General features: G+C 37.8%; 9 protein-coding genes and 1 pseudogene. 7 read left to right on the top strand and 3 right to left on the bottom strand.

The genetic code is table 11. The annotated features are described in order from the left end of the window. Positions 1–389 precede the first annotated feature (389 nt). The gene (gene mtgA / locus B0I10_RS03075; RefSeq protein ID WP_112085024.1) at positions 390–1,070 is read right to left on the bottom strand and encodes a monofunctional biosynthetic peptidoglycan transglycosylase; all 681 of its coding nucleotides are present in this window, start codon (positions 1,068–1,070) and stop codon (positions 390–392) included. A gap of 3 nt (positions 1,071–1,073) precedes the next feature. Beyond that, on the bottom strand, positions 1,074–2,189 hold the full coding sequence (locus tag B0I10_RS03070; protein ID WP_112085023.1) for an NAD(P)/FAD-dependent oxidoreductase: 1,116 nt from the start codon (positions 2,187–2,189) through the stop codon (positions 1,074–1,076). Between the two features lie 242 nt (positions 2,190–2,431). On the opposite strand from B0I10_RS03070, the gene B0I10_RS03065 reads away from it, so the two are divergent. The 7 genes and pseudogenes from B0I10_RS03065 (at position 2,432) to B0I10_RS03035 (ending at position 12,560) form a co-directional block, all read left to right on the top strand. After that, the gene (locus B0I10_RS03065) at positions 2,432–5,632 is read left to right on the top strand and encodes a reprolysin-like metallopeptidase (RefSeq protein ID WP_112085022.1); all 3,201 of its coding nucleotides are present in this window, start codon (positions 2,432–2,434) and stop codon (positions 5,630–5,632) included. A 91-nt stretch (positions 5,633–5,723) separates the two neighbouring features. Further along, positions 5,724–7,628 (top strand): S9 family peptidase, encoded by a 1,905-nt coding sequence (locus tag B0I10_RS03060; RefSeq protein WP_112085036.1) that lies wholly within the window; start codon positions 5,724–5,726, stop codon positions 7,626–7,628. Positions 7,629–7,690: 62 nt separating this feature from the next. Continuing rightward, on the top strand, positions 7,691–8,863 hold the full coding sequence (locus B0I10_RS03055) for an aminotransferase class I/II-fold pyridoxal phosphate-dependent enzyme (RefSeq protein WP_112085021.1): 1,173 nt from the start codon (positions 7,691–7,693) through the stop codon (positions 8,861–8,863). A gap of 41 nt (positions 8,864–8,904) precedes the next feature. Beyond that, positions 8,905–9,309: pseudogene (locus tag B0I10_RS03050) on the top strand (GxxExxY protein). Positions 9,310–9,452: 143 nt separating this feature from the next. Beyond that, positions 9,453–10,073 (top strand): dethiobiotin synthase, encoded by a 621-nt coding sequence (gene bioD, locus B0I10_RS03045; protein WP_112085020.1) that lies wholly within the window; start codon positions 9,453–9,455, stop codon positions 10,071–10,073. A gap of 18 nt (positions 10,074–10,091) precedes the next feature. Then, positions 10,092–11,357: an adenosylmethionine--8-amino-7-oxononanoate transaminase gene (gene bioA, locus B0I10_RS03040; RefSeq protein ID WP_112085019.1), complete on the top strand. Its 1,266-nt coding sequence runs from the start codon at positions 10,092–10,094 to the stop codon at positions 11,355–11,357. Positions 11,358–11,393: 36 nt separating this feature from the next. Continuing rightward, positions 11,394–12,560: a beta-ketoacyl synthase N-terminal-like domain-containing protein gene (locus B0I10_RS03035; protein WP_112085018.1), complete on the top strand. Its 1,167-nt coding sequence runs from the start codon at positions 11,394–11,396 to the stop codon at positions 12,558–12,560. Between the two features lies 1 nt (position 12,561). Here B0I10_RS03035 and B0I10_RS03030 read toward each other — a convergent pair whose 3' ends face one another. After that, entirely contained in the window at positions 12,562–13,041 is a 480-nt protein-coding gene (locus B0I10_RS03030; protein WP_245942941.1) for a regulatory protein RecX, read from the bottom strand. Between the last annotated feature and the right edge of the window lie 17 nt (positions 13,042–13,058).

The raw sequence follows: 13,058 nt of genomic DNA, 5'->3' as shown, positions 1-13,058 counted from the left end.
TTTAGGATGATAATTATTTTTCTAATTTCTCCAATTTTTATAATCCGTGTTCAACAAATGATGCATAAGATTTAGAACACAGATATAAGAAATTATAATAATCTTTAAAATTTAGGTTGATAATTATTTTTCAAATTTCTCCAATTTTTATAATCCGTGTTCAACAAATGATGCATAAGATTTAGAACACAGATATAAGAAATTATAATAATCTTTAAAATTTAGGATGATAATTATTTTTCTAATTTCTCCAATTTTTATAATCCGTGTTCAACAAATGATGCATAAGATTTAGAACACAGATATAAGAAATTATAATAATCTTTAAAATTTAGGATGATAATTATTTTTCAAATTTCTCCAATTTTTCGAATCCGCGTTCAAAAAAATTAATACTCAATCTTCCCCAAATAACTCATCTGTCGCACAATAAATCCTTTTCTTCTATTGATGTAATTAGATGAATTGGAAGCCTTAAATTTTCTTGGATTAGGTAAGATTGCCGCAATTCCCGCCGCTTCTCGTGGAGTTAAATTCTTGGCATCTTTTCCATACCAAACGCGGGATGCTTCTTGGGCTCCATACACGCCGTTACCCATTTCGATGCTATTGAGGTACACTTCCATGATGCGTTCTTTGCCCCAAATGAGTTCGATTAAAACGGTGAAATAGGCTTCCAAACCTTTACGCAAATAACTTCGTCCCGACCAGAGAAAAACATTTTTAGCCGTTTGTTGCGAAATGGTACTTCCGCCACGCAATTTCTTTCCTTTTTTATTGGCTTCCATTGCTTTCTCAATGGCTTTAAAATCAAAGCCGCTGTGGGTTAAAAAATTCCCGTCTTCACTGGCAATTACTGCTTTTTGGAGATTGATGGAAATTTCTTCTATCGGAACCCAATCGTGGCTGCAAATCATTTCTTTACCTTCTTTTTTTTGTTCGATGGCTCTAATTCCCATTAAAGGTGTAAAAGGCACCGGAACAAATTTGAACAGAATCACTAAGAAAATAGAAATTCCAAAAAACCACAACATTGCTTTCCAAAGGAAGCGGACTATTTTTTTTATCATAAATTAATTCATTAAATCTGCTAATTCTTTTCCAATCAAACTACCAATTGCCACGCCCATTCCGCCTAAGCGAACGCCACAAAACACATTTTCACTCAGTTGTCTTACAACTGGGTTTTTATGATTGCCAACGCCCATGATTCCGCTCCAGCGGTGTTCTATTTCAAACGATTGGTTGGGCAAAATTACTTCTTTTAGTAATTGCTCCAACTTATTCTGAATAATTTCTGTTTGACCTAATGCTGTCGTGGTTTCGCCTTCAAAATCTAAATTTCTTCCGCCACCAAGCAAAATCCTATTTTCAAAATTTCTAAAATAATAATACCCTTTATCTAAATGAAAGGTTCCTTTGATGTCCAAATTCGCAATAGGTTTTGTAATTAACACTTGAGCTCTGGCTGGTTTTACTTCACCATTGGTTAATTCTTTAGCAAAACCATTGGTAGCAAAAAACAATTTTTTGGTTTGAAAGGAAAAATCGTCTAAAACAACTTCTACCTCATTATTTTTTTCAACATAGGAAGTAACCGTTTGTTGATTTAGAATGAGAATATGCTTATTCGTAGCCATTCTCAAAAGCTGTTGCATCATATTTCCGGTATCGATTTGAGCTTCGTACGGATTAAAAAGGACATATTCATGAATTCCTTGAAAAGCAAATCGATCAATTTCTTTCGAAAAAACGTCATTTTTAAACAACGGTTTTAGAAGTTCATTGATAAACGGAAGCTTTTGCAAACAGTCTTCATACGTTGATTCATCGTCCTTCAAAAACAATTCATATCCACCATAAGGTTTTAAATCTAAGGCTTCATCGCCAATTCGTTTGCGAAGTAATTGCAATCCTTCCCATCTTTTTTGAACTAGCTGCAACACTTCTTCTTCCGAGTGCGAACGCAAATCATCTAAAATTTCAGAAACCGATCCAAAGCAAGCAAATCCGGCATTTTTCGTACTGGCTCCCTGCGGTAGAATACCTTTTTCAAGCACTAAAATTTTAGCCAAAGGAAATTTTTCACGTAATTCAAGTGCACAATGCAAGCCGACAATTCCGCTACCCACAATAGTGAAATCGATATTTGTAAACCAATTTTTAAGTTCCCAAAAACTTAGTTGCATGTTTCTACAATTTTTTCATAAATGTACTTTTTATTTTAATGGATAGAAAATATTTTCTAAATGGGATGTTTTTTTGCGGTGTTGTTATTTCATTAGTACTGAAATTTAACAAATGTGTTGCCAATATGATAAAGTGTCAAACATAAATTTTTTAAATTGTTAATAAATTAGTAGAATCATCCATTAACGACAACAAAATAATTTTACATTTGGCTCGGTATTAACTAATCAACCAAAAATTTATGAAGCTCAAATTACTCACCATTGCACTTCTGTCAAGTGTATGCTTTTTGAATGCTCAAGAGAAAAGCAATTTCTGGAAAGCTTCTGCTTTAAAAAGTAATGCTATACTTTTAGAAAGTAAGACGGCCCTTCCACAAAACAAAGTTTTTGAATTAGATGTAGCAGGAATTACAGCGGTACTTTCCTCAGCACCGAATCGGTTTGCCCAAACCAAAAATGGAAAAGTGATTTCATTTCCAAATGAAAATGGAGAAGCGGAACGGTTCAGCGTTTATGAAAACTCGATCATGGCTCCTGAATTAGCAGCCAATTATCCTGAAATTAAATCGTATATCGGTATTGGAATAGATAACCCTACCTCAACGGTTTATTTTAGTATTTCTCCGCTAGGGTTTCAATCCATGCAATTGAATGCCGGAAAATCAGCCGTTTTTATTGAACCCTTAACGGAAGATTTAACAACTTATTCAGTTTACAAAAAAGCAGATAAAGTCAAACATTTTTCGCCTTTTGAATGTGGCGTAATTGATGCTGTCAATGAGCAAGTTGATCCGTATGCTTTGCGACCAAATGCTGATGATAGCACATTGCGAACATTTCGATTAGCCGTTTCAACAACAGGTGAATACACGGCTTACTTTGGCGGCACAAAAGCACAAGCTTTAGCGGCTATTAATGCAACCATGACACGTGTGAATGGTGTTTTTGAAAAAGATTTTGCCATACGAATGGTCTTAATTGCAAATAATGATTTAGTAATTTATACCAATGCTTCTACGGACCCTTACACTACAAGTTATAACAGTCAAGTGCAAAGTACATTAACTTCTGTAATTGGCGAGGCAAATTACGATGTTGGTCATTTATTTGTCAGAGCTTCTAACAATGGAAACGCAGGTTGTATTGGTTGTGTTTGCGTGAATGGTTCTAAAGGAAGTGCTTTTACAGCTGCTACAATACCAACAGGAGATTTATTTGATATTGATTATGTAGCTCATGAGATTGGTCATCAATTTGGTGCTAATCATACTTTTTCTTTCAGTAATGAAGGTACAGGTGCCAATATGGAACCAGGTTCCGGATCTACTATTATGGGATATGCGGGTATAACCAACCAAGATGTTCAACCCAACTCGGATGCTTATTTTCATGCTTTTAGTATTCAACAAGTAACAAATAATGTAAAAAACAAAACTTGTCAGACCAATACTGCAACGGGCAACGCTGTTCCAACTGCTAATGCAGGTTTAGACTACACGATTCCAAGAAGTACCCCCTTCATGTTGACCGGTTCCGGAACCGATGCAAATGGAGATGCCTTAACGTTCAATTGGGAGCAATTTGATAATGCAGCTTCAACGGCTACCGGAGCAAGCTCAGCAGCCAGTGCAACCAGAACGACAGGGCCAACTTTCAGATCTTACAATTCAAGTACTTCTCCTGTACGTTATTTCCCAAGAATACAATCTATATTAACAGGTGCCACTACAACAGCAGGTACAGAAATTACTGTAGAAGCTCTTCCTTCTGTTGCTAGAACAATGAATTTCAGATTAACTGTTCGTGATAACAGAGCCGGTGGTTCTGCCAACAATAGTGATGATATGATTGTTACAGTAAATGGAACTGCCGGACCATTTACCGTAACTTCTCCAAATACAGCAGTTTCTTATGCCGGTGGCAGTTCTCAAACCGTAACTTGGAACGTAGCCGGAACAACTGCTAACAATGTAAATTGTGCCAACGTTGATATTTTAATTTCAACAGACGGTGGAAATACTTGGTCAACTTTGTTAACTGCTACACCAAATGATGGTTCACAAGCGGTAACAATGCCAAACGTGAGTAGCTCTACCTGTCGCATTATGGTAAAAGGAAATAATCACATTTTCTTTGATGTTTCCAACGCTAATTTTACGTTGACATCAGCTGTAGCTGATACTACTGCACCAACGGCACCAACGAATTTAACCGCTTCCGGAACAACACAAACATCCACAAATTTATCATGGACTGCTTCCACAGACAATGTTGGTGTTACAGGATATGATGTGTATAGAGGAGGTTCATTAATTGCTTCTGTAACCGGAACAACTTATATTGCTACAGGTTTAGTTGCTTCAACTACTTACTCTTTCTTTGTTCGTGCGAAAGACGCTGCCGGAAATATCTCCGGTAATAGTAACACGGTTTCAGTAACCACTCCATCTGCTCCTGCTCCTGATACAACAGCTCCAACAGCTCCAACATTATCAGCCTCAGGAACTACTCAAACATCCACAAATTTATCATGGTCTGGTGCTACTGACAATGTGGGTGTAACAGGTTATGATGTGCTTAGAAATGGAATTTTAATTGGCTCTACAACCACTGCAACAACGTTTGCTGTAACAGGTTTAACCGCTTCTACAACTTATACTTTTAATGTTAGAGCAAAAGATGCGGCTGGAAATACTTCTGTAAATAGCAACACGGTGAGTGTAACTACTTTGGCCAATACCGTTAACTATTGTGCTTCGAGAGGAAATAGTACGGCAGATGAATTCATCAATAGAGTGCAATTAGGAACAATTAATAACTTGTCAGGAAATAACGGAGGATATGGAAACTTTACGAATCTATCCACTAATTTAGTAAGAGGAACAAGTAATACCATCACTATTACTCCTGCTTGGACTAGCACCGTTTATCGTGAAGGTTACCGTGTTTGGATCGATTGGAATAGAGACGGTGACTTTTTAGACAGCGGCGAACAAGTGGTTAACGTAACCCGAACTAATGCAACTCCTATTGCCAGAAGTTTTACGGTTCCAACAACTGCTCTTTTAGGCCAAACTAGAATGAGAGTTTCGATGAAGTACAACGCTTCGCCAACTTCATGTGAAATATTCTCTTTTGGGGAGGTAGAAGATTATACGGTAAATATTGTTTCATCCGGAAGAGAAGGCGAAGTGGAGGTTGAATTAGTTTCTAAAGCTTCCTTTACACTTTATCCAAATCCGGTGAAAGATGGATTGTTATATGTTTCCAGCGAAACAAATTTCACCTCTTACCGAATCATCAACCTAATGGGACAAGTGGTAGCAACAGGAAAATTAGAGGCTAACAGTGTTTCTGTTTCTTCTTTGGCATCCGGAACCTACTTATTAGAGGTGTCTAACAATGAAACTGTTGACACGAAACGATTCATCAAACAATAATTTAATTACCTATTTTATAAGGCCATCTCTATTGAGGTGGCTTTTTTTATGGCAAAAAATTCCTTACTTTTATCCTTTAAATTTTTATCAAATGAAGAAAATAATTTTAATCGTATCTTGTTTTATGGGATTAACCGCCGCTACTGCTCAACAAGTGCTAACTCCGGAAATGTTGTGGAAATTAGGAAGAGTATCACCTTTAGGAATTACAAAAGACGGAAAAAGTATTCTGTATAAAGTCACTACACCTTCGGTAGAAGAAAACAAATCCAATTCCAAAATCTATAGTATTTCAGTTAATGGAGGCGTCGCAACAGAAATTACCGAAACCAAAGAACTTTTGAATGATAAAAATGTTTCTCCTGACGGAAAATACATTCTTTCCCACAAAGAGGTAAAAATGGAAAAAATCAACGGGAAAGACATTTATCCTGAATTAGACAAATCGGACGTTCAAATTTATAACGGATTGAATTACCGTCATTGGGATACGTGGAACGAAGGGAATCACAATCATGTTGGCTTTGCAGCAGTAAATAAAGAAGATTCTTTTTTTGATATTATGAAAGACGAACCGTACGATGCTCCTCAAAAACCATTTGGTGGCGATGAAGATTATGTATGGTCAAAAGACGGGAAAAGCATTATTTATGTTTCTAAAAAGAAATCAGGAACGGCTTATGCCATTTCCACCAACACCGATTTGTACGAGTATAATTTAGAATCAAAAACCACAAAAAATTTAACCGAAAGCAATTTAGGTTACGACACACATCCCACCATTTCTCCCAACGGCGATTTGTCTTGGTTACAAATGAAACGCGATGGTTTTGAAGCGGATAAAAACGACATCATCGTTCGTTTTAAAGGAATAGACATGAACCTTACCTCGAATTGGGACGGAACTGTTGATAGTTTCACTTGGAGTGCAGACGGAAAAAAAGTCTATTTCTTAGCTCCCGTTGATGGTACAAAACAATTATTTGAAGTGAACTTTCCGGGTGTGACTCGAATTGCCATTACCGTTCGGCAAATTACTTCCGGTGATTTTGATGTAACTGATATTGTAGGTTTTTCAGGCGACAAAGTAATTCTTGGCAGAACCGATATGAATAACGCCAAAGAACTATTTTCGTATGATTTTAAGAAAAAAACGTGGCTTCAATTGACCAAAGTAAATGATGAAACCTATAGCAAATTAGCCTTACCAAAATTCGAAAAAAGATACGTCTCCACCACCGATAACAAGCAAATGTTGGTATGGGTAATTCTTCCTCCTAACTTTGATAAAACAAAAAAATACCCCACGTTATTGTATTGCCAAGGCGGTCCGCAAGGGGCTTTGTCGCAGTTTTATTCTTTCCGTTGGAATTTCAGTTTGATGGCTTCTCAAGGGTATGTGGTCGTTGCTCCCAACCGTCGCGGAATGCCGGGGCATGGTGTGGAATGGAATGAACAAATCAGTAAAGATTGGGGCGGACAAGTGATGGATGATTATTTGTCAGCCATTGATGATGTGGCCAAAGAAAGTTATGTGGACAAATCAAGATTGGCGGCTGTTGGAGCAAGTTATGGCGGATACTCTGTCTTTTATTTGGCCGGAATCCATAACAAACGCTTCAAAACATTCATCTCTCATTGCGGTGTGTTCAACCTAGAAAGTATGTACGGAACCACCGAAGAAGTGTTCTTCACTAATTGGGATATCGGCGGAGCTTATTGGGAAAAAGACAATGTTGCCGCTCAAAAATCATACAATCAATTCAATCCTGTGAAGATGGTGAACAAATGGGACACGCCTATGCTCATTATCCAAGGCGGAAAAGATTACCGTGTACCCATCGGACAAGGACAAGAGGCGTTTCAAGCTGCTCAATTGCAAGGTATCAAAAGCCGTTTTATCCTTTTTCCGGATGAAAATCACTGGGTGCTCAAACCGCAAAACGCCATTATTTGGCAACGTGAATTTTTTGGTTGGTTAAAAGAGACTCTATAAAATAAATGGATAAACAGCCTTTACACATGTGAAAGGCTGTTTTTTTTAATTTCTGCTTCGTTATGAATTCTTTTCCGGACAAACTTCTACACAAACTCAACGAAAGAGAACAAAGAAATTCCTTCCGGAGATTGACCACGCCTACTAATTTGGTTGATTTTTCTTCCAATGATTATTTGGGTTTTGCCAAAAATGAGGAAATTTTTCAGCAAACACATGACTTTTTAGTTGAAAGAAATTGTAAAGTAAACGGAGCCACGGGTTCTCGATTGCTTTCAGGAAACCATTCGATTTACACCGAAACGGAAGAATACATCGCCCACTTTCACCAAGCCGAAGCGGCCTTAATTTTCAATTCCGGTTACGATGCCAATGTGGGCTTTTTTAGTTCTGTCCCGCAACGTAACGACATTATTCTATATGATGAACTCAGCCATGCCTCCATCCGCGACGGCATTCAAATGAGTTTAGCCAAATCATTCAAATTCAAACATAATAATGTAGTCGATTTAGAAAATCTACTAAACAAGCACACCCAGACAACGGATAACCGACAACCGACAACCGACAACGAACAACGGACAACCGTTTACATCATCACCGAAAGTGTTTTTTCCATGGATGGCGACTCACCCGATTTAGAAAAAATGGTACATTTAGCTGAAAAGTTTAACGCCTATTTAGTAGTGGATGAAGCCCATGCTTTGGGTGTTTTTGGAAAAAACGGTGCAGGTTTGGTACAGCAATTGAACTTACACGACAAGGTTTTTGCTCGAATCATCACCTTCGGGAAAGCAGTAGGATGTCATGGAGCCGCTCTTTTAGGCAGTGTACAACTCAAGAACTATCTAGTCAATTTTGCACGTAGTTTTATTTATACCACCGGATTATCGCCCCATTCGGTGGCTACGATTTTTGTGGCTTATCAGCACTTATCAAAAAGTTTGCAAGAAAGAGAACGACTTTTTCAAAACATTACTTATTTTAAGTCATGTCTTCCCTCTACTGTCTTTTCTCTGCCGTCTTCTTCCAGTATCCATTCCGTTATTATCCCCGGAAACGAGCGAGTAAAAACGATTGCTCAACAACTCCAACAAAACGGGTTTGATGTAAAACCGATTTTGTCACCTACCGTTCCCGAAGGTCAGGAACGATTGCGGTTTTGTTTGCATTCGTATAATTCTCAAAAAGAAATTTTTACTGTTTTAGATTTGTTAAGTACTTTTGTATTTTAAGCCACGGATAAAACTGATTTTAACAGATTTAGACAGATGATATGACAAATTTATTACACCAATCAATTACAGATGCAATTTTAAAAGTTTATTACAACGTATACAATGAATTAGGCTCGGGATTTCTTGAGAAAGTATACCAAAATTAGATGTATTTTGAATGAAAATCGTTAGGCCTCAAAGTTGAAGCTCAAAAACAAATTAAAGTCTATTTTAAGAACCAGCTTGTCGGAGATTTTTATTCAGATCTATTAATAGAAGACAAAGTGATCGTTGAGTTAAAAGCGACTGAGTTTCTCATGGATATTCATACCGCACAAATAATGAATTACTTAAAGGCAACTCCCATCGAAGTAGGGATGTTGTTAAATTTTGGAGAAGAACCTGAATTTAAAAGAGTAATTTGCACTAACAACAGAAAGACGAACATAAAAAATCAACTATAATCCGTTCAATCCTTATAATCCGTGGTTAAAAATAGTGCTGCAAAAGGGTAGAAGAAGAAAAGTAACAAGCCTAATTTTAATCTTTTCTAAAATCCTTGTGAACTTTGCGTATTCTTTGCGAACTTTGCGGTTAAACAAACGCCATGAAATTATTTATTACCGGAATAGGTACTGATGTTGGAAAAACAATCACATCCGCCATTATCACCGAAGCTCTGGAAGCCGATTACTGGAAACCTATTCAAGCCGGCGATTTACAATTTTCGGACAGTGACAAAATACAATCACTCATCAGCAATTCCAAAACAAAAATTCACGCCAATAGTTATGCCTTGCAAACACCTGCAAGTCCGCATTTGGCTGCCGCACTTGACGGAATTTCCATCAGCACGCAAACCATCATTGAACCCAACACAACAAATCATTTGGTTGTAGAAGGAGCAGGAGGTGTTTTTGTGCCGCTAAATGATACTGAAACCGTGATGGATTTAATTCAACCTGATTACAACGTAATTGTTGTTTCTCGTCATTATTTAGGCAGTATTAATCATACGTTGTTAACGATTGAAGCATTAAAAAACAGAAAAATTTCAATCGCAGGAATTGTTTTTTCAGGCGATGAATATCCTTCAACCGAATCAATTATTCTATCTAAAACCGGCGTCACTTTTTTAGGAAGAATTGATAACGAACCCTATTTTGATCAAAATGTCATTTCCTATTACGCTGAAAAGTTTAAAGAAAATATTCAACGTATCGCCTAAAAATTCAACCCTCCAACCATGAACCTTTCCCAAAAAGATCAACTTTACAATTGGCATCCGTACACCCAACATCAAACCACCGGACTTTTACCGGCGATTGTTAAAGGAGAAGGCGTTTATTTGTGGGATGAAAACGGCAAAGAATACATCGATGCCATTTCCAGTTGGTGGGTCAATCCGTTTGGGCATTCTAACCCGATTATTGCCCAGGCAATATACAAGCAGTTAACTACATTAGAGCATGTGCTGTTCGGTGGTTTTACGAATAAACCCGCAGTAGAATTGGCCGAAAAATTACTTTCTATTTTGCCTTCCAATCAAAAAAAACTGTTTTATTCTGATAATGGTTCAACCGCCGTAGAAATAGCCCTCAAAGCGGCTTTGCAGTATTTTTATAACAAAGGAGAAAAGCGTACCAAAATCATTGCTTTTGAAAACGGTTTTCACGGCGATACGTTCGGAGCCATGGCGGCAAGTGGCATAACTTTTTTTACTGAAGCATTTCAAGGTTCGCTGTTGGAAGTGGTTCGGATTCCGGTGCCAACAGCAGAAAACGATAGTTTGAATTTATTGGAAAATCTATTGCAATCCAACGATTTTGCCGCTTTTATTTTTGAACCCCTCGTGCAAGGGGCGGCCGGAATGGTCATGTATGCACCGCAAGAATTAGATCGATTAATTTCGCTTTGCAAAAAAAATAAGGTGTTTACCATTGCCGATGAAATCATGACCGGATTTGGCAAAACCGGAAAAACCTTTGCGTGTGATTATTTGAATGAACAACCCGATATGATTTGCTTGTCAAAAGCCTTGACCGGCGGCACCATTCCAATGGCGGTGACAAGTTTCTCACAAGAAATTTTTGATGGATTTTTATCCAATGACGTGAATAAAGCGTTATTTCACGGACACACGTTTACCGGAAATCCGACCGGTTGTGCGGCGGCATTGGCAGCGATTGAGTTGCTTTTTACAGAAGAAATGCAGCACAACATCAAGCGAGTAGCACAACAACAGTATCAATTTAAAAACCGATTAGAACAACATCCAACCGTAGAGCACATCCGAACGTTAGGTATTATTCTCGCTTTTGAAATCAAAAGAGAAACTTCGGAAAGCTATTATGGTGATTTTAGGAATAAATTATATGCTTTTTTTATCGAAAACGGCATCATTCTCCGCCCGGTTGGCAATACGATTTACATCCTTCCACCGTATGTGACCACCAATGAACAATTGGAAATAATTTATAAAACCATTGAAAAAGCTTTGGAGATAGTGTAAATTTGCATTTTATCAATTTCACTCAAATTCCTTTTTTTGAACTCAAAAATCGCCATCACTTCCTTTGCCTCCGTTTCTCCTTTGGGAAATGATTCAGTTGCTGTGTGGGAAGCCTATCAATCCGAACAATCGTTAATCAAGCCCCATCAAATTGGAACTTCTACCGTGTTTAGTTCTTCTATATCCGAAGAAAATAAACAAAAAGTAACAGCGTTGCGGTTATCCGAATCAAAATATAAATTTTTAGACGATTCGGTTTTGTTTGCCATTTTAGCTTCACGACAAGCTTTTTCACTATCCGGATGGGATGCCGATTCAGTTTTCGGAATAAACATTGGTTCTTCACGAGGAGCCACACAATTGTTTGAAAAACACCATGCCGAATTTTTATCTACCGGGAAAGCTCAAACCTTAGCTTCACCCACTACGACCTTGGGAAATATTTCCAGCTGGGTGGCTCAGGATTTGCAAAATAACGGGCCGGAAATTTCGCATTCCATTACCTGTTCAACGGCGTTACATGCGTTGCTGAATGGCATAGCATGGCTTCGGTCGGGCATGGCTGATAAATTTTTGGTAGGCGGAAGCGAAGCCCCGCTAACACCGTTCACCATCGCTCAAATGCAGGCGTTGAAAATTTATTCCTCGGCGGAAAGTGCAGACCCTTATCCTTCTAAAACCTTTGATTTTACTAAAACAAAAAACACGATGGTCTTGGGAGAAGCTGCTGCGGTAATTTGTTTAGAAAGCGGTGAAAACGAAAAAGCCTTAGCTTATGTGGACGGTTTTGGTTATGCCACTGAAAACTTAAAACATTCCATTTCCATTTCAGCGGAAGCGACTTGTTTTCAAAAATCGATGAAAATGGCGTTAGGAACCATTGATCGGGAAGAAATAGATGTCATCATTACCCATTCACCCGGAACGATTCAAGGTGATTTAAGCGAGATGAAAGCGATTGAAATTGTTTTTGGAAACAACCTCCCATTACTCACCAATAACAAATGGAAAATCGGTCACACCTTTGGAGCATCAGGCATGTTGAGTGTGGAAATGGCGTTGTTGATGTTGCAGCATAATCAATTTATTCAAGTACCTTTTTTAAAATTACAACCGCAAACGCGTCCATTGAAAAAAATCATGGTCAATGCCGTTGGTTTTGGAGGCAATGCGGTGAGTATTGTGTTGTGTAAAAACGTGTAGTTTACGTGTTTTTTTCTAACGTTTTCACTTTTTCATACACCCAATCGCTTTCCCATCCTTTTCGGAGTAAGGTATCGCAAAATTTCTTTCGTTTTTTTAGGGCATTTCTTTCGGTAATGGCTTCCCATGTTTTTTCGGCTAAATCGGTAAAGGTGATTTCATATTCTTCTTCGGGAATTTCTTTTAAACCCATTCGAATCAAATAATCAGAAATGTTTCGTTGTTTTAATTCGTTTGAAATGCGTTTCTTCCCCCATTTTTTTTGGTGAAATTTACTAATGGAAAACAGCTTGGCAAACCGTTCTTCATTCAGAAAATTATGATGAATTAAATGCACAATTACTTCGTCCTGCCGGTTTTGAGGAACCGATAACGTATATAACTTTTGCACCACTTCGGCATGGCAACGTTCCTGATACGAACAGTAAAATTCCATCTTCTGAACAATTTCCGAAAGTGAAGTGGTTGATTGTGAACTCAATGATAGAAATTTAATGG

The organism is Flavobacterium lacus (assembly GCF_003268815.1).
Lineage (GTDB): Bacteria > Bacteroidota > Bacteroidia > Flavobacteriales > Flavobacteriaceae > Flavobacterium > Flavobacterium lacus.
The sequence above is the reverse complement of the archived record's forward strand: the minus strand, read 5'-3'. Positions and strand labels throughout refer to the sequence as shown.